The organism is Streptomyces profundus (assembly GCF_020740535.1).
Taxonomy (GTDB): domain Bacteria; phylum Actinomycetota; class Actinomycetes; order Streptomycetales; family Streptomycetaceae; genus Streptomyces; species Streptomyces profundus.
Genome location: NZ_CP082362.1, coordinates 2,096,902 through 2,118,400 on the forward strand (window position 1 = coordinate 2,096,902; position 21,499 = coordinate 2,118,400).

At 74.2% G+C, this 21,499-nt stretch carries 15 protein-coding genes; 7 read left to right on the forward strand and 8 right to left on the reverse strand.

The genetic code is table 11. The annotated features are described in order from the left end of the window. Positions 1–5: 5 nt before the first annotated feature. The gene (locus K4G22_RS09005) at positions 6–3,269 is read right to left on the reverse strand and encodes an ATP-dependent helicase (RefSeq protein WP_228079363.1); all 3,264 of its coding nucleotides are present in this window, start codon (positions 3,267–3,269) and stop codon (positions 6–8) included. Positions 3,270–3,386: 117 nt separating this feature from the next. Continuing rightward, positions 3,387–3,821 (reverse strand): MGMT family protein, encoded by a 435-nt coding sequence (locus K4G22_RS09010; RefSeq protein ID WP_322785081.1) that lies wholly within the window; start codon positions 3,819–3,821, stop codon positions 3,387–3,389. An 89-nt stretch (positions 3,822–3,910) separates the two neighbouring features. Here K4G22_RS09010 and K4G22_RS09015 point away from each other — a divergent pair, with 89 nt between their 5' ends. The 7 genes from K4G22_RS09015 (at position 3,911) to K4G22_RS09045 (ending at position 14,075) form a co-directional block, all read left to right on the forward strand. Then, positions 3,911–6,592: a lysylphosphatidylglycerol synthase transmembrane domain-containing protein gene (locus tag K4G22_RS09015; protein ID WP_228079364.1), complete on the forward strand. Its 2,682-nt coding sequence runs from the start codon at positions 3,911–3,913 to the stop codon at positions 6,590–6,592. A gap of 89 nt (positions 6,593–6,681) precedes the next feature. Beyond that, complete coding sequence (locus K4G22_RS09020) at positions 6,682–7,083, forward strand: TOBE domain-containing protein (RefSeq protein WP_228079365.1); 402 nt, start codon at positions 6,682–6,684, stop codon at positions 7,081–7,083. Between the two features lie 8 nt (positions 7,084–7,091). Beyond that, positions 7,092–7,922 (forward strand): molybdate ABC transporter substrate-binding protein, encoded by an 831-nt coding sequence (gene modA / locus K4G22_RS09025; protein ID WP_228084011.1) that lies wholly within the window; start codon positions 7,092–7,094, stop codon positions 7,920–7,922. Further along, a complete protein-coding gene (locus K4G22_RS09030; RefSeq protein WP_425336634.1) occupies positions 7,919–8,713 on the forward strand; it encodes an ABC transporter permease in 795 nt (264 codons plus the stop codon). The genes modA and K4G22_RS09030 overlap by 4 nt, the downstream gene beginning before the upstream one ends. Before the next feature lie 452 nt (positions 8,714–9,165). Continuing rightward, entirely contained in the window at positions 9,166–10,758 is a 1,593-nt protein-coding gene (locus K4G22_RS09035) for an alpha/beta hydrolase (RefSeq protein ID WP_228079366.1), read from the forward strand. Positions 10,759–10,848: 90 nt separating this feature from the next. After that, a complete protein-coding gene (locus K4G22_RS09040; RefSeq protein WP_228079367.1) occupies positions 10,849–12,447 on the forward strand; it encodes an alpha/beta hydrolase in 1,599 nt (532 codons plus the stop codon). Positions 12,448–12,449: 2 nt separating this feature from the next. Beyond that, positions 12,450–14,075, forward strand: coding sequence for an alpha/beta hydrolase (locus tag K4G22_RS09045; RefSeq protein ID WP_228079368.1), 1,626 nt, complete (start codon positions 12,450–12,452; stop codon positions 14,073–14,075). Between the two features lie 75 nt (positions 14,076–14,150). Here K4G22_RS09045 and moeZ read toward each other — a convergent pair whose 3' ends face one another. The 6 genes from moeZ to K4G22_RS09075 form a co-directional block, all read right to left on the reverse strand. Then, positions 14,151–15,329 (reverse strand): adenylyltransferase/sulfurtransferase MoeZ, encoded by a 1,179-nt coding sequence (gene moeZ / locus K4G22_RS09050; protein ID WP_228079369.1) that lies wholly within the window; start codon positions 15,327–15,329, stop codon positions 14,151–14,153. Positions 15,330–15,481: 152 nt separating this feature from the next. Further along, positions 15,482–16,429, reverse strand: coding sequence for an SDR family oxidoreductase (locus tag K4G22_RS09055; RefSeq protein WP_228079370.1), 948 nt, complete (start codon positions 16,427–16,429; stop codon positions 15,482–15,484). Between the two features lie 55 nt (positions 16,430–16,484). Continuing rightward, positions 16,485–17,621 (reverse strand): hypothetical protein, encoded by a 1,137-nt coding sequence (locus K4G22_RS09060; RefSeq protein ID WP_228079371.1) that lies wholly within the window; start codon positions 17,619–17,621, stop codon positions 16,485–16,487. Then, entirely contained in the window at positions 17,618–19,141 is a 1,524-nt protein-coding gene (locus K4G22_RS09065) for a DUF3492 domain-containing protein (protein ID WP_228079372.1), read from the reverse strand. The genes K4G22_RS09060 and K4G22_RS09065 overlap by 4 nt, the downstream gene beginning before the upstream one ends. 211 nt (positions 19,142–19,352) lie before the next feature. Continuing rightward, the gene (locus K4G22_RS09070; protein ID WP_228079373.1) at positions 19,353–20,480 is read right to left on the reverse strand and encodes a DUF3152 domain-containing protein; all 1,128 of its coding nucleotides are present in this window, start codon (positions 20,478–20,480) and stop codon (positions 19,353–19,355) included. Positions 20,481–20,489: 9 nt separating this feature from the next. Next, entirely contained in the window at positions 20,490–21,449 is a 960-nt protein-coding gene (locus K4G22_RS09075; protein WP_425336635.1) for an alpha/beta fold hydrolase, read from the reverse strand. Between the last annotated feature and the right edge of the window lie 50 nt (positions 21,450–21,499).

A 21,499-nucleotide genomic window follows, 5' to 3' on the forward strand; every position in this document is an offset into this window, starting at 1 on the left:
CGCGTTCACTCCACGGTGTGCCGGCCCTCCGGGCGCGCGGCGCAGGAGCCCTTGAACGCGCAGGCGCCGCAGTGGTTTCCGGTGCTCGGCGTGAAGCGTTCGTCGAGGACCCGGCCGGCGGCCTCGGCCAGCAGTTCGCCGACCCAGTCGCCGGTGACGCCGTCGGTCAGCGGCTCCTGGCGTTGGACGACGGGCAGCGCCTCGCCGCCGTCCTTCTTGGCCGCGCCCTGGCGCAGTTGGACGAGGGCGGCCCCCGACAGCTCCGCGTCGGGCCCGGCGACCGTCTCGTCGTGCCGGACGGCGAGTTGGTAGACGGCGAGCTGCGGGTGGTGGGCCACGGCTTCGGCCGTGGGGCGGGTGCGGCCGGTCTTGAAGTCGACCACATAGGCGCGGCCCTCGGCGTCCCGATCGACCCGGTCCAGCACGCCTCGGACCCGCACCTGATGCGGCCCCGCCGGCAGCGTGACCTCGAACTCCCGCTCGCTGACGAGCGGTTCGCCGCCCGCTTCGGAGCGCAGCACATGCCAGCGCAGAAAGCGCTCCAGGGCGGCCCTGGCCTCGGCCTGTTCGCGGCGGGACTGCCAGGGCGCCTCGAAGGCGAGGGCGTCCCAGACGGTGTCGAGGCGGGCCATCAGCACGGAGAGGTCCGCGGGGGTGGTGCCGGAGGCGACCTCGTCGGCCAGCACATGGAGCACGTTGCCAAAGCCCTGCGCGGTGCTCGGCGGCCCCTCGGCGTGCACCTCGCGGCCCAGGAACCACTGGAGGGAGCAGGTGTTGACGAGCTGGTCGAGGGCGCTTCCGGTGAGCGCGACCGGGCGTTCGGGGTCGCGCAGCGGCACCTGCGAACGGGTCGGCTCGCGCAGCCCCCACCAGCGCTCCGGGTGCGCGGCGGGGGCCAGCGGGTGGCCCTCGTCGTCGCGCAGCGCGGCCAGCCGGGCCAGCCGCTCGGCGGCGGCGGCGCGCAGCGCGGGCGAGGCCGCCGGGTCGACGGTGGTGGCGCGCAGCTCGGCGACCAGCGCGGAGAGCGAGAGCGGCCGGTGCGGGCGGCTGCTGATCTCAACCGGGTCCACGCCCAACTCGGAGAGGAAGCGGGACGGTTGGTCGCCGTCGTCGGTGCCACGCACGGCCGTCACCACCAGCCGGTCCCTGGCCCGGGTGGCGGCCACATAGAACAGGCGGCGTTCCTCGGCGAGCAGCGCGCCCGGGGTGAGCGGCTCGGCCAGGCCCTCCCTGCCGATGCGGTCGGCCTCCAACAGCGAGCCCCGGCGGCGCAGATCCGGCCAGACGCCCTCCTGCACACCGGCGACCACGACCAGGGACCATTCGAGGCCCTTGGCTCGGTGGGCCGTCATCAGCCGCACGGCGTCCGGGCGGGTGGGGCGCGCGGCCAGGGTGTCGGCGACGATGTCGTGCGCCTCCAGCTCGGACAGGAAGTTGAGCGCCCCCCGGCCGCCGATTCGCTCCTCGGCCCTGGCCGCCGCGTCGAACAGGGCGCAGACGGCGTCCAGATCGCGGTCGGCGTTGCGCCCGGCCCCGCCGCCGCGCCGGGCCGCGCGCTCCAGCCGCTGCGGCCAGCCGGTGCCGTCCCACAGCAGCCAGAGCGCCTCCTCGGCGGTGCCGCCGCCGGCCAGCGCCTCGCGCGCCTTGCGCAGCAGCTGCCCGAGCCGCTGGGCGCCGGCGGCATAGCTCGGCTCATGGGTGACCAGCCGCTCGGGCTCGGCCAGCGCCCTGGCGATCAGCAGATCGGACGCGGGGGGCGGGCCGCCGCCAGCGGCGCGCTCCTCGTTGCGCAGCGCGCGGCCGAGGCGCCGCAGATCGGCCGCGTCCATGCCGCCGAGCGGGGAGGTGAGCAGCCGGGCGGCCGTCTCCGGGTCGAGGGGCTCGTCGTCGGCGCGCGGCTCGGCGACCACGCGCAGCGCGGTGAGCAGCGGCGCGACGGCCGGCTCGCGGCGCAGCGGCAGATCGTCGCCGTCGACCTCAAGCGGCACGCCGGCGGAGGTCAGGGCGCGGCGGACGGCCGGGATGCTGTGCGCTCCCGCGCGGACCAGCACCGCCATCTCGCCCCAGGGCAGGCCGTCCTCCAGATGGGCGCGGCGCAGCAGGTCGGCGATGTTGGCCAGTTCGGCGCCGGCCGACGGGTAGGTGAACACGTCGACCCGGCCGCCCTCGCGGGTGGCGGTCGGTGCCCGGTGCCGGCGCACCGCCTCGGCCGGCAGCCTGGCCAGCGGCATCCGGCCGGCCAGCGTCCGGGTCGCGGCGAGCAGCGCGGCTCCCGAGCGGCGGGCCACGCCGAGCGCGACCACGGGCGCCGGCTCGCCCGACGCGGTGGGGAACGCGTCGCGGAAGCCGAGGATGCCGTTCAGGTCGGCGCCCCTGAAGGCGTAGATCGACTGGTCGGGGTCGCCGAAGACGACCAGGTCACGGGCGTCCCCCGCGAGCGCGCGCAGCAGCGCGACCTGCGCCGGGTCGGTGTCCTGGTACTCGTCGACGAAGACCGCGTCATAGCGCGCCCTGATCCTGGACGCGTGTTCGGGCAGCTCCGTCAGCCGGACCGCGTCGCGCAGCAGTTCGGTGTAGTCCAGGACGCCCTGCGCCTGGGTGACGTCCAGATACTCGGCCATGAAGCGCGCCGCCGCCTCCCAGTCCGGGCGTCCGGTGCGGCGGGCGAAGGCGGCGAGGGTGTCGGGGCCCAGGCCCAGTTCGCGGCTGCGTGCCAGCACGGCGCGCAACTCGTCGGCGAACCCCCGGGTGGTCAGGCAGGCGCGCAGCTCGTCCGGCCAGCGCACGCCGCGCCCCGAGCGCTCCAGATCCTGGTGGCCGGCGAGCAGCTCCCTGAGATAGAGGTCCTGTTCGGGGCCCGAGAGCAGGCGCAGCGGTTCGGCGAACAGCTCGCGGTCCTGGTGCGCGCGGACCAGCGCGTAGGCGAAGGAGTGGAAGGTGGTGGCGCGCGGCGCGCGGCCACCGAGCGCGCCCGTCAGCCGGTCGCGCAGCTCGGTCGCCGCCTTGCGGCTGAAGGTCAGCACCAGCAGCCGCTCGGGGTCGGCTCCGGCACGCACCCGACGGGCGACGGCGGCGACCAGGGTGGTCGTTTTGCCCGTTCCCGGGCCGGCCAGCACGAGCAGCGGACCGCCGGGGTGATCAACCACAGCGCGCTGGCTCGCGTCCACAGCGGTGTCGCGCGCGTCGGCGATCGGGGTGCGCACCAGTCGGTACGCTCCCGGGGCGGACGGCGGCCGGTCGGTTGACGGGACGGAGAGGCTCACGTGCATCGCGGATTCTCGTGGAGGTTGGGGAAGACGGTACGCCAGTGGGCGGTCGGGGCGGGGCGTTTCGTCGGATCCTTCCGGGCCGTCCGACCGGCGGCGCCGCCCGGTGGGCGGCGAGGCTCAGGACGCGGTGTCCCAGCGGGCCAGACGCAGGTCGAGCCGGACGGTGCCGGTGTCCCAGCCGGGGCGCAACGGGGTGCCCTCCGCGCGGTAGTGCTCCAGCGCGCGCCGCTCGTGCCCGGGTGCGGGCCGCCCGTCCGCGCGCACCACACGCCACCAGGGCACCGCCGCGCCGTACCGCGCCAGCACGGTGCCGACCTGTCGGGGCCCGCCGCTGCCGACCAGCCCCGCGATGTCCCCGTAGGTCAGCGCGCTGCCCTCGGGGATGCGTTCCACCAGGCCGAGCACCGTGTCGGCGTAGTCGGTCAGCCGATGCGCGGACCGGGCGGGCGACGCCTGGCCCGGCGGCCGGCGCGGCTCGGACGGTGGCTTCGGGGCGGGTTCCTGGGTGGCGGGGACCATGCCGACCATGGTGCCGTATCTCACGGAGGGCACCGCGTTGTCGGTGTCTCATGCAAGTATCGTCCCCGTACGGGGGAGAGCTGGTTGGTGGCAGTCGCTCCAGCGCGAGATCGTTTCCAGGGATGCGGCCAGTGATACGGGGCGAGGAAGACCGGACCCAGCGTTCGGAGGAGGAACAGCCGGAGGCGGCGCCGCCTCCGCTCGAAGCGCTGGAACGCGCCGACCCGACCAGGAGCGAACTGGTCGAGGTGGACGACCCGATCCTCACCGCGCGGGTGCACCGGCCGGCCGATCTGCTGCGCACCCTGCTCGGGCTGCTGGCCATCGGCGCCCTGCTGGCGGTGGCCACGTTCGCCATCGGCACCACCGAGGGCATCGAGCGGGATGTCCACAAGGGCTCCGAGCAGGCGCCATCGCTGCTGATCGACTTCGCCGGCTTCGCCTCCGCCGTCGCCGTCCTGATCGTGCCCATGGCCTTCGCCATCGAACGGCTGATCCGCCGGGACGGGCTGCGCATCGCGGACGGGGTGCTGGCCGCCGTGCTGGCGCACGGCGTCTCGCTGTCGTTCAGCCTCTGGGTCGCCCGGATGGCGCCCGAGGCCGTGCGGGACGCGCTGATCAGGGACGCGCCGGGCGGCGGCCTCACGGAGCCGGTGCACGGCTATCTGGCGCCTGTGATCGCCTACGCCACGGCCGTCGGCATGACGCACCGGCCCGGCTGGCGACTGGTCATGTGGTCCGTGGTGGCGCTGGACGCGCTGGCGGTGCTGGTCGCCGGCTACACCACGCCGTTCGCCATCGTGGTCACGGTGCTGATCGGCTGGACCATCGCCTACGCCACGCTCTACGCCGTCGGCTCCCCCAACGTCCGCGCCACCGGCCAACAGCTGCTCGCCGGCCTGCGGCACGTCGGCTTCCGCCCGGTCACGGCGCTGCGCGCCGAGGAGCCGCCCGGATCAGACGAGGGCGAACGGGAGCGCGGCAACGAGCCGACCCGCCGCTATCTGGTGACGCTTGAGTCGGGCCCGCCGCTGGATGTCACGGTGGTCGACCGGGCCCAGCAGGCCAGGGGCTTCTTCTACCGCGCCTGGCGCCGGCTCGCGCTGCGCGGCATCACCCAGCGGCGCAGTCTGCCGTCGCTGCGCCAGGCCCTTGAGCAGGAGGCCCTGCTCGCCTACGCGGCGATCGCGGCCGGCGCCAACGCGCCGAAGCTGATCGCCACTTCGGAGCTGGGCCCGGACGCGGTGATGCTGGTCTACGAGCACATCCCCGGCCGCGATCTGGATTCGCTGCCCGACGACGAGGTCAGCGACGCGCTGATGGAGGCCGCCTGGCGGCAGGTCACCGCGCTCCAGTCGCGCCGGATCGCGCACCGCAGGCTGGACGGCCGGGCGCTGCTGGTCGACAGGTCGGGCACGGTGTACCTCACCAGCCTGCGCGGCGGCGAGATCGCGGCGGGGGATCTGCTGCTGCGGATGGACGTGGCGCAGCTGCTGACCACCTTCGGGCTGCGGGTCGGCGCCGAACGCGCGGTGGCCGCCGCCGTCACGGTGCTCGGCCCCGACGCGGTGGCCGACAGCCTGCCGCTGCTCCAGCCGATCGCCCTCAGCCGCACCACCAGGGCCACCCTGCGGCAGCTCTCCAAGGAGCGCTCCCAGCGGGAGCGGGAGGCGGTGCTCGACGCCACCCGCACCTACCGGGAGGCACGCGGCAGCCTGCCGGAGAACGCGGACCGCAAGACCGTCAAGGCCGCCAAGCAGGCCGAGAAGCAGGTCATGGAGGTGGCCCTGGAGAACGCCAGGGAGCTGGATCTGCTGGCGCTCATCCGACAACAGGTGCTGCTGATCAGGCCGCAGGCGCCGATAGAGCCCGCCCGCATCGAACGGATCAGACCGCGCACGCTGGTCAGCCTGATCGCGGCGGTGTTCGCCGGATACTTCCTGATCAGCCAGCTGATCAACCCCGAGTTCCAGCGGGTGTGGGACGACGCCAACTGGGGCTGGGTGCTCGTGGCCGCCGGCTTCTCCGCCCTCACCTACTTCGCGGCGGCGCTCAGCCTGCTGGGCTTCGTGCCCGAGAAGGTCAACTACCTGCGCACGGTGATGGCGCAGGTGGCGGGCTCCTTCGTCAAGCTGGTCGCGCCGGCGGCGATCGGCGGCGCCGCGCTCAACGCCCGCTATCTGCAACGGCAGGGGCTGCGCCCAGGACACGCGGTGGCCAGCGTCGGCGCCTCCCAGCTGTTCGGCCTGGGCAGCCATGTGGTGCTGCTGCTCACCTTCGGCTACCTCACCGGCACCGAGCACACGCCCAACCTCTCCCCCTCCCGCACGGTGATCGCCGGCCTGTTGACGGTGGCCGTCGCCGCGCTGATCGTCACCGCGGTGCCCAGCCTGCGGAAGGCCATCCTGGAGCGGGTGCGCACCCTGTTCGCTGGGGTGGTGCCCCGGATGCTGGACGTCGTGCAGCGGCCGAAGAAACTGCTCGCCGGCATCGGCGGGATGCTGCTGATGACGCTCGCCTTCGTGATGTGTCTTGACGCCTCGCTGCGCGCGTTCGGCTGGGAGCTGAGCTATCCGACGATCGCCGTGGTCTTCCTCGCCGGCAACGCGCTGGGCTCGGCCGCGCCGACCCCGGGCGGTATCGGCGCCATCGAACTGACCCTGAGCGCGGGGCTCACCGCCTTCCAGGTCCCCCCTCAGGTGGCCCTGGGCGCGGTGCTGCTGTTCCGGCTGATGACCTTCTGGCTGCCGGTCCTCCCCGGCTGGCTGGCCTTCACCCAACTCACCCGCAAGGAACAGATCTGACCCGGAGAGCAGCCCGACGGCAGCAGATGCCCGGCGAATAGCAGGAGTTCGCTTGCGGATGCGGCTCGAATAGCCGTACGGTCCCGCATATGCGGTTCTACAGCATGGGGCGCGCGGCGCGGCTGCTCGGGGTGAGCGCGGACACGGTGCGGCGTTGGGCCGACGCCGGTCGGCTGCCCACCCGGCGGGACGACGCCGGCAAACGGCAGGTCGCCGGCGACGATCTGGCCGCGTTCGCCGTCGAGTTGGCCGCCGAGGCGCCGCCGGGTGGCGAGCCCGGCGATCCCTACACCAGCGCTCGCAACGCCTTTCCCGGCATCATCACCAAGGTCACCGTCGGCGATGTCGCCGCCCAGGTGGAGATCCAGGCCGGCCCGCACCGACTGGTCTCGCTGCTCACCCGCGAGGCCGTCGAGGAGTTGGGGCTGGCCGTGGGGCACGAGGCCATCGCCCGGGTCAAGGCCACCAGCGTGCATATCGATCGGATGTGAGACACACGATGTCCCCCTCGTCCCGCCCAGGAACACGCTCAGGACCCCGGCGCCGCGCGCTGTCCGCCGCGCTGCTGCTGCCCTTGCTGCTCGGCCTGGCCGGCTGCGGCTCCGACGACGACTCGGACGCCCCCGACGGCGCGGGCGGCGGCGGGGGCGGCGGCGACGAGCCCGAGGTCACGCTCACCGTGCTCGCCGCCGCCTCGTTGAGCGATGTCTTCGAGGCGGCGGGCGAGGAGTACGAGGCGGCCAACCCCGGGACGACCGTGCGGTTCTCGTTCGCCGGCTCCCAGGAGCTGGTGGCCCAGCTGAACGGGGGCGCCCCCGGCGATGTGCTGGTCACCGCCGACACCCGGACGATGGCGGATGTCGCCGAGCTGACGGGGGAGCCGGCGGTGATCGCCCGCAACGAGCTGACCATCGTCACGCCCCCCGACAACCCCGCCGGGGTGACCGGGCTCGCGGATCTGGGCGATCCGGAGCTGCGGCTGGTGCTGGCGGCGCCCGAGGTGCCGGCCGGCCGGTACGGCCAGGAGATCCTGGCGGCGGAGAACATCGAGGCCGAGCCGGACTCGCTGGAGGTCAACGTCCGTTCGGTGCTGGGCAAGGTGCAGCTGGGCGAGGCGGACGCCGGCCTGGTGTACGTCACGGACGCGACCGTCGCCGGCGACGACGTCGCGGTGGTGCCCATCCCCGAGGAGCAGAACGTGACGGCCTCCTATCCGGCGGCCACGTTGAACGACGCGGGCGACCCGGCGGCGGCCGAGGACTTCGTCGCCTGGCTGACCGGGGAGACGGCCCAGGAGCTGCTCGGCGCCGCCGGCTTCCTGGCGCCGTGAGGCGGCGGCGCCCGCCGTTGACGCTGGCGTTGCCGGCTCTGCTGGCGGTGGCGTTCCTGCTGGTCCCGCTGCTCGGCGTGCTGGTCGACGCGCCGTGGGGCGAGTTGGGCGAACGGTTGACGGCGCCCGCCGTCACCGAGGCGCTGCGGCTGTCGCTGCTGGTCTCCGGCTGGGCGCTGTTGATCTCGCTGCTGCTGGGGGTGCCGCTGGCGTGGCTGCTGGCGCGCACCGAGTTCCCCGGTCGCACGCTGGTGCGGTGCCTGGTGATCCTGCCGCTGGTGCTGCCGCCGACGGTGGCCGGCGTGGCGCTCGCCCAGGGCTTCGGCCGGCGCGGTGTGCTGGGCGAGCACCTCGAACGGTTCGGCGTGCAGCTGTCGTTCACGACGGCGGGCGCCGTGGTGGCGGCGGTCTTCGTGGCGATGCCGTTCCTGGTGATCAGCCTGGAGGGCGCGCTCAGCGGTCTCGACCCGCATTTCGAGGAGGCCGCGGCGACCATGGGCGCCGGCGCGCTGCGCACCCTCTGGCTGGTGACGCTGCCGATGCTGCGGCCCGCGCTGACCGCGGGGGCGGCGCTCTGCTGGGCCAGGGCGTTGGGCGAGTTCGGCGCGACCATCACCTTCGCCGGGAACCTGCCCGGGGTGACGCAGACGCTGCCGCTCAAGGTGTATCTGCTGCTCCAGGGCGATCCGGCCGGCGCGACGGCGGTCTCGTTGCTGCTGCTGGTCATCGCCGCGGCCGTGCTGATCGCCCTCCGCGGCCGATGGGTCGGCGCCCTCCACCCCCGAGGCTGAGCCGTACCGAAGGCCCGGCCTGGCCGGGGGCCCGGCTGGCCAAGGCGCCCCCTCGTCGGGCGATGGCCGGCGACCGACCAGCCCGAGGGGCCGGGGCACCGAGTCGGCCGTTGGGGACGGTCCTGGCCGGCCGGGACGAAGCCCAGCGCCAGCCGGCGAACAGACGCCGGTCAGCCGAGTGGCGGCCGACGGGTTGCCAGTTGGGTGAGGGTGCGGGAGCGGTACGCGTGGTCGGCCCGGCCATCGGGCCGTTGACATCGCTGACGCCACACGGCCCACCCCGGCAGGCCCCACGCCCGGCACCGGACAGCCCACCAGGCCATCGCCGCCGGCCGCGCCGGGAGGCGTCCCGCTTCGGTGGCGCTCACCCGGTTGACCGGTGCCCGGGTGCGCCCGACCGGCGAGGGGACCAGCGTGGGAGCCGTCGGAAGCGTGCGATGGGAGCCGTCACCATGATCCGAGCCCGCCTGCTCGTTCCCGCGGCCGTGGTCGCCGGCGCCCTGTTGGTCGGCTGTGCCGGCGGCAGCGCCGAGGCCGAGGACGACGGGGACGGTGGGGCCGTCGACACCGACGACCTACCGGCGTCGTTCACCGACCAGCGGCTGCGGTGGGCGCCCTGCCCGCCGCCGGACGCCTCGCAGGGCGACGACGCGGCGACGCCCACCCCGCTGCCGGACGGCGGCGCGTGGGAGTGCGCCACGATGACCGCGCCGCTGGACTACACGGAGCCGGCGGCCGAGACCATCGACCTGGCCCTGGTCCGGGCGCGCGGCGAGGCCGACGACGAGGACCGGATCGGCTCGCTGCTGTTCAACTTCGGCGGCCCCGGCGGCTCCGGCGTGGTCACCCTGCCGGCCTTCGGCGACGACTACGCCGAACTGCGGGAACGCTTCGACCTGGTGAGCTTCGACCCCAGGGGCGTCGGGGACAGCGAGGGCGTGCGCTGCCTGGACGACGCCGAGTTGGACGAGTACTTCGCCGCCGAGCTGGCCCCGCGGGACCGGGCCGCCGAGCGCGCGTACACCGATCGGCTGCGCCAGTTCGCCGACGGCTGCGAGGAGCGCTCGGGAGAGCTGTTGCCGCATCTGACGACCACGGCCACCGCCCGCGATCTGGACCTGATGCGCGCGGTGCTCGGCGACGACCGGCTGTACTACTTCGGCATCTCCTACGGCACCGAGCTGGGCGGGGTCTACGCGCACCTCTTCCCCCACCGGGTGGGCCGGGCGGTGTTCGACGCCGTGGTCGACCCGTCGGGCAGCACCGAGGAGGGGGCCAGAGGACAGGCCGAGGGCTTCCAACTGGCGTTGGAGAGCTTCCTCGACAGCTGCGCCGAATCGGACGACTGCCCGCTCGGCGGCGATCAGGACGAGGCCGAGGACCGGCTGACGGAGCTGCTCGCCGAGCTGCGCGAACGCCCGTTGGCCACCCGGGACCCCGAAGGCCGGGAGCTCACCGAGGCGTTGGCCTGGGGCGGCATCGCCCAGGCGCTCTACTCCGAGGACTTCTGGCCCTATCTCAGCCAGGGCCTCGACGACGCGCTCGCCGACGACGAGCCGGACGGCACGGTGCTGCTGGCCCTGGGCGACGCGATGAACGGACGTAACCCGGACGGGAGTTACACCACGCTCCAGTCCTCGCTCACCGCGATCGGCTGCGCCGACTCCAACCGCCGCCACACCGAGCGGGATGTGCGGGACGCGCTGGAGGAGTTCGAGGACTCGTCGCGGGTGTTCGGCCCGCCGATGGCCTGGGGGCTGCTCCACTGCACCTACTGGCCGGTGGACGGCGCCGCCGCGCACCCGGACGTCTCGGCGGACGGCGCGGATCCCATCCTGCTGATCGGCACCACGGGCGACCCGGCCACCCCCTACGCGGGCACCGCGCGGATGGCGGAGGCGCTGGGCGACGACGTGGCGGTCGAGCTGACCTACGAGGGCGAGGGCCACGGCGCCTACAACAGCGGCAACGGCTGCGTCCGGGACGCCACCAACGCCTATCTGCTGGACGGCGAGGTGCCGGACGACGACACCACCTGCGACTGACCGCCCCCCGACCGCCCGTGCCCGGCCGGCGGTCGGGCGGGTAGCCTCCAAGGAGGTCAAAACTGGTGGTAACCGACAGGGAGTTGGCATATGCCCGGGGGTGGGATACGTACGGTCGTCACCCTGGCCGTGGCCGCGCTGCTGGTCGCGGGCTGTTCCGGCTCGCCGCCCCCGCAGGACCCGGGGGACCCGACCCCCCAGGACGCGGCGCCGGCCAGCCCCGAGCCCCGCGACGAGGTCCTGCCGCCGCTCCCCGAGCGGTTGACCGAGCAGACCGTGGACTGGGGCGCGTGCCCGGCCCCCTCGCCGCTTCAGGGCTCGGGCGACCCGCCGGGCGACCCCTGGCGGTGCGGCACCCTGACCGTGCCGGTCGACTACGCCGAACCCGAGGGCGACACCGTCGAGTTGGCGTTGATCATGGCGCCCGCCACCGATCCGCGCAGCCGGATCGGCTCGCTGGTCTTCAACTTCGGCGGCCCCGGCGGCTCAGGCGTCGCCTCCCTGCCGCGCTCGGCGGACCGGTACGAGACGCTCGGCGCCGCCTACGACCTGGTCAGTCTCGATCCGCGCGGGGTCGGCGAGAGCGCGGGCGTGGTCTGCCGGGACGACGACGAGCTCGACCGCGCCGCCCAGGAGTACCCCGGTCCGCCGCGCACCCAGGACGAGGAGCGCGAGCTGCTGGCGGCGAACCGGGACTACGCCGCCGACTGCGCCGAACGCAACGGTGAGCTGCTGGCGCATGTCGGCACCGTCGACGCCGCCCGTGACCTGGACCTGCTGCGCCGGGCGCTGGGCGACGAGCAGTTGCACTACTTCGGCGTCTCCTACGGCACCCGGCTGGGCGCGGCCTACGCCCACCTCTTCCCCCGCCGGGCGGGCCGTACCGTGCTGGACGCGGTGGTCGACCCCACCAGGGGCCATGCCGAGCGGCTGCTGCTCCAGGCCGAGGGCTTCCAACTCGCCCTGGACAACTATCTGGACCACTGCGCCATCGTCGTCTCCGACTGCCCGACCGGCGAGGGCGGCGCCGCCGGCCACGCGACGCTGACCGCGCTCTTCGACCAGCTGCGGGCGACACCGCTGCCCACCGAGTCGGGGCGGCACCTCACCCAGGACCTGGCGATCACCGGCGTGTTGTCGGCGCTCTACTCGCAGGGCTCCTGGTCCTATCTCACCGACGCCATCAGACAGGCGCGGGAGGACGGCAGGGGCGATCTGCTGCTCCGCGCCGCCGAACGGTACAACGGGCGGGACAGCGAGGGCCGCTACCGCAATCTGAGCTCCGCCAACACCGCCGTGAACTGCGCCGACTTCGCGTCCCGCCCCACCGTGGCGACGGTCGACGAACAGCGCGACGCGTTTCTCGCCGCCTCGCCCGTCTTCGGCGAACGGCTGCTGTGGGGGCTGTTGTCGTGCGCCGACTGGCCGGTCGTCGGGGATCGGGAGCAGCCCCCGGTGGCGGCCGACGGCGCGGGCCCCATCCTGCTGCTGGCCACCACGGGCGATCCGGCCACTCCGTATGCCGGCGCCGAACGGATGCGGGAGGAGCTGGGCGCGGGGGTCGGCGTGCTGCTGACCTACGAGGGCGAGGGCCATGGCGCGTTCGGCGGCGGCGACTCCTGCGTGACGGACGCGGTGCTCGCCTATCTGCTCGCCGGCACCGCGCCGGCCGACGGTACCGTGTGTTGACGATGATGATTTCGCGGAAGTCCATATCCGTCGGCGTGGCCGCGACCACACTGATCGCGCTCACCGCCGCCTGTAGCTCGGACGACTCGGGCCGGCCGCCGGAGCGTGCGGGCGCCGACCAGCCGGGGAGCTATCCCGAACTGCCGGACGCCCTGGGCACCCAGACGCTCGACTGGTCCGACTGCCCCACCCCGTCCGCGGCGCAGGATCCGATGGCCACCGCGCCGCCCGACGACCTCCCGGACGGCACCGGCTGGGAGTGCGCCGACCTCACCGTCCCGCTGGACTACGCGGAGCCCGAGGGCGACACCATCGACCTGGCCCTGAACCGGGTCGTCTCGCCGGCCGGCGGCGAGGACCGGATCGGCTCGCTGCTCTTCAACTTCGGCGGCCCCGGCGGCTCAGGCGTCGCCACCCTGCCGCTCGCCGCCGAGGACTACGAGGAGCTGCGCGTCGGCGGCTTCGACCTGGTGAGCTTCGATCCGCGCGGGGTCGGCGAGAGCGAGGGCATCGAATGCCAGGACGGCCCCACGAGGGACGCCGCCTCCCAGGAGCTGACCGGGCTCCCCGACACCGAGGCCGAACAGGCCGTCGCCGACCGCCAGGACCTGGAGTACGTCGAGGGGTGCGTCGCCGACTCGGGGCCCCTGCTGCCCCATGTCACCACGGCCAACACCGCCCGTGACCTGGACCTGATGCGCCATGTGCTGGGCGACGAACGGCTGAACTACGTGGGGATCTCCTACGGCAGCCAGCTGGGCGCCGCCTACGCGAACCTCTTCCCCGAACGGGTCGGCCGCACCGTGCTGGACGCGGTGGTCGACCCCGACCCCGATCCGTTGCACCAGAGCCTGCTGGACGCCGGTGGCTTCCAACTGGCGCTCGATCACTACCTGGAGGACTGCGTCCAGCGGGCGAGCTGCCCGGTGGGCGACGATGTCGCCGCCGGCACACGCTGGCTCAGCCAGCTGCTCGACGATCTGGAGGAGGAGCCGCTCCCCACGGACGACCCCGACGGCCGGCTGTTGACCTCGCTGCTCGCCTACACCGGCATCGTCTCCGCGCTCTACTCCGAGGAGACCTGGGAGTACCTCACGCTGGGGCTGACCGAGGTGCGGGAGCAGGGTGCCGGCTCGCTGCTGCTCTTCCTCGCCGACTTCTACAACGGCCGCGACCCGGCGACCGGCGCGTACTCCTCGCAGAACGACTCGTTCACCGCGATCCGCTGCGCCGACCAGCCAGGCGGCATGTCGACGGAGGAACTGCTCGCGCACGAGGAGGAGTTCATCGAGACCTCGGAGGTCTTCGGCCGCTACATGGTGTGGGGGCTGGCCGGCTGCGGCGAGCACTGGCCGGTGACCGAGGTGGCCGAGCCGCAGGACTACGACGCGACCGGCGCTGCCGAGCCGATCCTGCTGGTGGCCACCACGGGCGACCCGGCGACCCCGCACTCGGGAGCGGAACGGATGCGGGACGCCATGGGCGGCCCCGAGGTCGCGCCGCTGCTCACCTATGACGGTGAGGGCCACGGCGCCTACACCGGCGGCGACGCCTGCGTGGTGGAGGCCGTCAACGCGCACCTGCTGACGGGCGCCGTCCCCGAGGACGGCCTGGTCTGCCAGGGCTGAGCCCGCGCCGGGAACGCGCCACGGCCCGGGACCTCGCACGAGGTCCCGGGCCGGCGCCGTGGTGGACGAGCGTCCCTAGTAGACGGGCTTCTCCGGCTCGATCTGGTTCACCCAGCCGATGACTCCGCCGCCGACGTGCACCGCGTCCGCGAAGCCCGCGTCCTTGAGCACCGCGAGCACCTCGGCCGACCTGACGCCGGTCTTGCAGTGCAGCACGATCCGCCGGTCCTGCGGCAGATCGCTGAGCGCGGTGCCCATCAGGAACTCGTTCTTGGGGATCAGCCGCGCCCCCGGGATCGAAACGATCTCGTACTCGTTGGGCTCCCTGACATCGATGATGTCGATCTTCTCGTCGCCGTCGATCCACTCCTTGAGCTGCCCGGGAGTGATCGTGGAGTCCCTGGCGGCGGCCTGGGCCTCGTCCGAGACCACGCCGCAGAACGCCTCGTAGTCGATCAGCTCGGTGACCGTCGGGTTCTCCCCGCAGACCGCGCAGTCCGGGTCCTTGCGGACCTTGACCTGGCGGTAGTTCATCTCCAGGGCGTCGTAGATCATCAGCCGCCCGACCAGCGGGTCACCCACGCCGGCCAGCAGCTTGATCGCCTCGGTGACCTGGATCGAGCCGACCGAGGCGCACAGCACACCGAGCACGCCGCCCTCGGCGCAGGAGGGGACCATGCCGGGCGGCGGCGGCTCCGGGTAGAGGCAGCGGTAGCAGGGGCCGTGCTCGGACCAGAACACGGACGCCTGACCGTCGAAGCGGTAGATCGAACCCCAGACGTAGGGCTTGTTCAGCAACACACAGGCGTCGTTGACCAGATAGCGGGTGGCGAAGTTGTCCGTGCCGTCCACGATCAGGTCGTACTGGGCGAAGATCTCCATCACGTTGGAGGAGTCGAGACGCTCCTGGTGCAGGTTGACCCGCACATACGGGTTGATGCCCAGCACGGAGTCCTTCGCCGACTCCGCCTTGGAGCGGCCGATGTCCGACTGGCTGTGGATGATCTGCCGTTGCAGATTGGACTCGTCCACCTCGTCGAACTCGACGATGCCCAGCGTGCCGACGCCGGCGGCGGCCAGATACATCAGGGCGGGCGAACCGAGCCCGCCGGCTCCCACGGCGAGCACCCTGGCGTTCTTCAGCCGCTTCTGCCCCGCCATCCCCACATCGGGAATGATCAGGTGGCGGGAGTACCTGCGGACCTCATCGACGGTTAGCTCGGCGGCCGGCTCTACCAGCGGGGGCAGCGACACGGGGACTCCGTATGGTCATAGGGAAACACTCGTTCTGTCGTCAACACTGCCACGAACGGTCTCATTCCAAGACACCGGTCCCAGCCCGCGAGACGGGCCCGGCCACCGGGTGAGCACCGGCGGCCGGGACCCCGCGGCCGGGCCTGGGGCCCTCACATCCGGCAGGCGGCCTCCATCCAGATGTCGGCGAGCGACTCCTCGAAGCCGATCCTGGCCCGCCACCCGAGCCGGTCCCGCGCGGTGCGCACATCCGCCTGCTGCCAGCCGCCGCAGCCGTCCGGATAGGGCGAGGCCGGCGAGGACAGGCCGGCGGCGTCGGCAACCGGCTGCTGCCGGGGCACCGGCGGGCCCTCCAACTCCAGCAGCGTGCCGCCGTAGCCGGAGATACGGGCCAGCGCCGCCGCCGCCTCCCGCAGCCGCACCGCGTGCCCGGTGCCGATGTTGACCACGCCCTGGGCGGCGGAGAGCGTCGCCGCGTGCACCGCCCTGGCGACATCCCGCACATCGACGAAGTCCCGCTGGACGCCGAGGCCGCCCAGCTTCAGCTCGCTGTCGCCGTGCTGCATCGCCCGGCGCAGCGAGTCGGCCAGCCGGCCGAGCGGCGAACCGGCCGGCGTGCCGGGGCCGGTGGGCGAGAACACCCGCAGCACGATCGCGTCGAGCCCTGACCCGAGCACCAGCTCCGTGGCGGCCAACTTGCTCACCCCGTAGGGGCCGCCGGGGCGGGCCACCGCGTCCTCGGCGATCGAGGAGCCCACCTGCGAGGGCCCGTACTCGGCGGCGCAGCCCACATGCACGAGGCGCGCGCGGCAGCCGCTGCGGCGCAGCGACTCGCAGAGCGTCGCGGTGGCCACCGTGTTGTGCCTGGCCAGCTCGCTGGCCGTCCCCCGGATCGCGCCGGCGCAGTTGATCACCACCCCCGGGTGCACCGCGTCGAGAAAACGGGTGAGCGCCCCCGGGCTCCCGGTGGACAGGTCGAAACGGACATCCGCGTCGTCGCCGCGCCCCAGCGCGGTCAGCTGCACGGCGGGATCGGCCAGCAGCCGGTCGGCCACGAAACGGCCCAGATACCCACCGGCGCCCAGCAACAGCACTCTCATCGGCCGACCTCCCGAAAACCCACAGGGGTCGGGACGGCGGTGGGGGGTGGTGCGGTCATCGCTTGTCGTGCTCCTCGCGTGTGAACGGTTCGGCCGTAGCCGTGGGAAGGGAAAGCTCGAACGGGCGCGGCGCCGGCGCCCTTGGCAGCCGCGCGCGGTGCACGCTGGCCCGGGGCAGCACCACGGCGGCGCGGGCCAGCAGCCAGCAGCAGCCGGCCAGGCAGGAGAGCAGCGGAACGGCGGCGGGGCCACCGGCCTCGACCAGCCGGGCCACGGGGTCGGCCAACGAGCCGAGCCCGGGCACCCAGGAGGCGCTGACCAGCGCCAACGCCAGCGCCTCCGCCCCGCAGGCCAACGCGAGACCACCGGCGGCCACCCGCCGCTGGCCGTACCCGACCAGCAGCGCGGCGAGGCCGAGCAGCAGCCCGAGGGCCAGGCAGGCCAGCGCGGTCACGCCCGGCTGGGCCCCGCCGGTGAGCGAGGCCGGCGCGCACCGCACCACCGCGAGCGCCAGCAGCAGACCGGCGACCAGCAGCAGCGTCGTACGGGCCAACAGCGCCCTGACGCCGGCCCGGAACTCCCGCAGCCGGCGCCGTTCCAGCAGCGGTCCCGCCCGCCGGCCGAAGCCGTCCCGGCACCAGACGACCGGCGCCACGGCCAGCGCCAGCAGCAGCGCGACGGCCGCGGCTGGGCCCGTCTCCTGCTGGCGCCCGGGGAGCAGCTCGTCCAACAGCCCGTCGCCGGCCAGGGCGTAGGCCACCGGCGGCAGCGCCAGCAGGCCGACGAGCCCAGGCGGGGACCGGCGCGCCAGCAGCGCCAGCACGACGAGCAGCGTCAGCGCCCCGGTGGCCAGCGCCAGCGCGGTGCGCCCTGGCGCCGCCTCCGCCGGCAGCCTGGCCAGCAGCGCGAGCCCCGCCGCGGTGAGCGCGCCGGGCAGCAGCGGCAGCAGCAGCGCGGCGGCACCCGGCCGGCGCGCGACCGGACGCGAGGCCGGGGGGCGCGACCACGGCGCCCGCGCGTGCAGCTCCTCGGCGAGCGAGAACACATCCCGGTGCCGGCAGCGGGCGACCGTCGCCTCGTCGACGCCGCGCGCCTCAAGCCCCGCCGCGATCTCCAGCGGATCGACGGCCTGGGCGCAGAGCTCGTCGTGCTCGCGCAGCAGCGCGCGCACCGGATCGGCCGGGGCGTTCATGCCCGCTCCTGGGCGAAGGGCACCGCGCCGCGCGCGGCCTCGGCGTAGCCGGCGTCCACGGCGGCGATGCCGCGTTCGACCGTGAAGAGCTCCAGCGCCCTGGCCCTCGCCCTGGCACCCAACAGCTCGCGCCGGCCCGGATCGCGCAGCAGCGCGAGGCAGGCGGCGGCCAGCGCCGCGGGATCGCCCGCCGGCACCAGGATCCCGGCCCGGCCCAGCGTCTCGGCGGCGCGCCCCCGCTCGGGCGCCACCACGGCGAGGCCGCAGAACATCGCCTCGACCAGCGCCAGCGGGAACCCGTCGGGGGGCGCGACGCAGACCGCGAGGGTGGCGCCGGCCCAGGAGTCGGCCCGGCCGCCGTCCCTGGCCCGCGCCCCCGCCAGCACGGAGCCAGGTGGGCACCAGCGGACGGCGGGCGTGGCGCCCGGCAGCCCCCCGGAGTCGGCGGGCCCGCCGACCACCAGCAGCCGGGCCGCCGGCTCGGCCGCGTGCACCAGCGCGAACGCCCGGAGCAGCCCGTCGGCGTCCCGCTCCTCGTCCACCGGACCTGCCGTGACCAGCAGCGGCAGGGGTGGCGGTGCGGCCCGTTCGGCGGCGGCCAGCAGCGGGCGCGGATCGATGCCCTGCCGGACCTGGCGCTGGCGCGCCGGGTCGGCGCCGCAGCGCCGCTGCCAGCGGCCGGCCCGCGCGTCGCCCGGGGTGATCAGCTCGGCGGCGGCGTAGACGGCCCGGGCCAGGCGGAGTTGGAAGGCCGCCAGCAGCGCGCGCACCGGCGCCCGCGCAGCGGACGGCGAGACGACATGCCCGGCCCCGGCACCGGCCAGCGCGGTCAGATGGTGTTCGCGCAGCCGCACCCGGAACTCGGTGACCAGCAGCGGGGTGCCGTGCAGATGCCGGGCGAGCAGCCCGGGCAACGCGGCGGGGCCGCCGCCCACCGCGTGGCAGAGGTCGACCGCGTCAAGCCCCGGCGCGAGACCTGGGCCGCCGTACCAGTCGAGCGAGAGCGGGCGGAGCGCGCGCTCCAGCCGTTCGGCGACGGTCAGCAGATCCCCGATGCCGGCGCCCACGGCGGCGCGCGGCGCGCCGGGCAGCCGACAGCCGCTCTCCAGCACGGCGATCGCCTGGTCGGAGGCGAGCCAGCGCGGCAGACCGCCGTGCTCGGCCGCGAGTTCGGCGAGCCCGAGCAGGCCGTTGGTGAAACGGTCCCTCAGGATGCCGGGACCGCTGGGCTCGTCCTCGGTGAGGCCGATCGCTAACTCCTCGAAGGCCGCCGCATAGCCCCTGGCCACGGCCCGGCCCGGCCGGCCGCCTGGCGGCGGGCCCCAGAGCGGAGCGGTGCGCACCAGCCTGACCTGCGGCGGCGTCGGGCAGCGCGGGCCCCGGGCCTGCTGTCGGCCTCGGCTGAGCGCGCGGACCTCGAAGTCGTGCCAGGGCAGACCGCGCACCAGCCGGTCGGTCCAACCGACCAACTCGCCCTGGGCATACGGATAGCCACCCTCGGTGAGCAGTGCCACACGCACCGGCGCACCCCCTGACGTCGTCTCTGGAGGAAGGATCTCGACGGGCCTTGATCACCTCGCGAGAAGAGGACCTCGGCGACTGAGACGCTATGTCCGGGACAGCGAGGCTCGCCGGACGGTTGTCCGCCACGCCATCAGAAGGGGTGAATAATCGTGACTTCGTAGGGGTTCACTCGTTTGCACGAATCGGACCAACGGGGCCGACGCCTGCTCAGTTGTTCGGATGCGGCCAGGCGTTGGGCGCGCAGGTGACGCCGTCGATGCTGAGGAACTTCGTCTGCTGCATCATCACCGGCGCCAACGCGCCCTCGCCGGGGCACACCGCGTGCCCGTAGCCCAGCCGGTGGCCCACCTCGTGGTTGACGAGCATCCTGCGGTAGTCGGCGATCTCGTCGCCATAGGTCTCCGACCCCTGCGCGAACCGCCAGGCGTTGATCATCACCCGTTCGGTGCTCGACGAGTTGCAGGAGACGTTGTCCTCGGTGGTGTCGAGGCCCGAGCGGGCACACCAGTCGGCCGTGGTGCCCGGGCTGGCCAGGGTGACCACGAAGTCGTAGTCGCCCTCGGAGACCCGGGCGAAGCCGCGCTCCCCCGCGTTGCCCCAGCTGCGCTCGTCGCTCAGCGTGCGGTGCACCACCTCGGCGAAGAACTCCGCGTCGATGCCCAGCCCTTCCTCCACGTCCACCCGGTAGCGCAGCAGGGTGCGGGCGTCGGGATCGGCCGCCGGCTCGGAGCCGGCCACCGGGACCAGCTCACCCGATCCGGTGAGATCGGGATCGAGCGGGAAGGTCGTCTCCATCAACTCGTCGTGGCCGGGCTCGACCACCGGCTCGTCGACCTGCTCGGAACCACCGCCGCCGGCCTCGCCGCTGTTCTCGGCCCCGTCCGGTGGCATCGGCCGCGCGTCCGCACCGCCGTCCGGCTCCAGCGCGAAGCGCTCCGCCCGGCCGGGGGCGTCCTCCTCGTCCGGTCGGGCCAGCTGCCCGGCCAGCAGCACCACCAGGACCGTGACCAGCGCGGCCGATGTCACCCCGAGCAGCGAACGCGCCCACCCCTGCCGGGATTTGCGGTGCCCAGCGCCCTTGCCGGACGCGGCCGGGCTCATCGGGCGCGCCCGACGGCCGCCGGAACGCTGCGCCGGAACGGAGGGCGCCCGCTGGACGCCGTCCGCCTGCTCGCCGGTTCTCCGCAGCGGGTCGTAGGTGTCGTGGGCCCCGAAGACATCGAAGGCGTCCAGATAGTCCTGACGCGGGCCGGGGTCACCGGCGCGGCCTTCGGCGGGGCCAGGCCCGCCCCGATGCCGATCGGGTGCGGGTACTCGGCCGTCACGACGTTCCATCCGGTGCCCTCAGCCCCCCGGCGCGGTGGCCGCGCGGAACTCGCGGAACGCGTCGGCCACCAGATCGGGGAACTCCATCATGGCGACATGCCCCGCCTCGGGCAGCACCACCAGACGCGAGGCGCCGAACGCCCGGCTGGCGCGCCTGGCCATCCGGTAGGAGACCAGGCGGTCCCGCACGCCGTACACCAGGAGCGTGGGCACCATGACCCGTTCGGCCTGGCGCCACAGGGACTGTTGACCGCCCAGCGTGTAGGCGTTGACCAGGCCCCGGGCGGAGCGGGTGAGCGAGTCCCAGAAGTAGGGCAGGGACTGGCGGCGCTCCAGCTCGGCCTTGGCCGCCGAGAATTCCTCGGGCGTGATCCGCGATGGGTCTCCGTAGCACAGATGTAGGACATCACGGGCACGCTGCTCAGGCGACAAGGCGCGCGTCATACGCCGCAAGAGCCGTCCCATGCCAGGACCGCCGAGCAGCGCGGTGGGCAACGCGGTGCGCTGCGGCGGCAGCTCGGGCAGCGCCGGCGAGACCAGCGTCAGCGTGCGCACCAGATCGGGCCTGAGGGCGGCGACCCGGGTGACCACGGAGCCGCCGAGCGAGTTGCCGAAGAGATGCACGGGGCCGCGCCCGGAGGCCTCCAACTCGCGCAGCACCGCCCTGGCGTGGCCGATCACCGAGTAGTCGCCGCTGTCCGGCGGCGGGGAGGCGCCGAACCCCGGCAGGTCGAGGGCCTCGCACTCCAGATCGCCGGCCAGCAGCTCCATCAGCGACGACCAGTTGCGCGACGAACCGCCGAGGCCGTGCACCAGGAGCGCCGGCTCAAGACCGTCAGCGGTGGCCGCACGACGCCGCACCGCCAGCGTCATCCCCGGCAGCGTCACGGTTCTGATGGTCTCCCCGGCGCGCACCCCGGGCCAACCCTCTGCTGCGGCGAGTGCCGCCTCGACGCGCTGCTCCTCGGTGGATGGCATGGACGCCATAGTACGAGCCCTCATCCCCCATGACACGCGTCGGTGTTGGG

What these genes read in the sequence shown, in the direction of transcription:
- K4G22_RS09005 (WP_228079363.1), bottom strand. Translation starts at nt 3,269, where the DNA reads ATGCACGTGAGCCTCTCCGTCCCGTCAACCGACCGGCCGCCGTCCGCC.
- K4G22_RS09015 (WP_228079364.1), top strand. Translation starts at nt 3,911, where the DNA reads ATGCGGCCAGTGATACGGGGCGAGGAAGACCGGACCCAGCGTTCGGAG.
- K4G22_RS09020 (WP_228079365.1), top strand. Translation starts at nt 6,682, where the DNA reads ATGCGGTTCTACAGCATGGGGCGCGCGGCGCGGCTGCTCGGGGTGAGC.
- modA (WP_228084011.1), top strand. Translation starts at nt 7,092, where the DNA reads ATGTCCCCCTCGTCCCGCCCAGGAACACGCTCAGGACCCCGGCGCCGC.
- K4G22_RS09035 (WP_228079366.1), top strand. Translation starts at nt 9,166, where the DNA reads ATGATCCGAGCCCGCCTGCTCGTTCCCGCGGCCGTGGTCGCCGGCGCC.
- K4G22_RS09040 (WP_228079367.1), top strand. Translation starts at nt 10,849, where the DNA reads ATGCCCGGGGGTGGGATACGTACGGTCGTCACCCTGGCCGTGGCCGCG.
- K4G22_RS09045 (WP_228079368.1), top strand. Translation starts at nt 12,450, where the DNA reads ATGATGATTTCGCGGAAGTCCATATCCGTCGGCGTGGCCGCGACCACA.
- K4G22_RS09055 (WP_228079370.1), bottom strand. Translation starts at nt 16,429, where the DNA reads ATGAGAGTGCTGTTGCTGGGCGCCGGTGGGTATCTGGGCCGTTTCGTG.
- K4G22_RS09060 (WP_228079371.1), bottom strand. Translation starts at nt 17,621, where the DNA reads ATGAACGCCCCGGCCGATCCGGTGCGCGCGCTGCTGCGCGAGCACGAC.
- K4G22_RS09070 (WP_228079373.1), bottom strand. Translation starts at nt 20,480, where the DNA reads ATGGAACGTCGTGACGGCCGAGTACCCGCACCCGATCGGCATCGGGGC.
- K4G22_RS09075 (WP_425336635.1), bottom strand. Translation starts at nt 21,449, where the DNA reads ATGCCATCCACCGAGGAGCAGCGCGTCGAGGCGGCACTCGCCGCAGCA.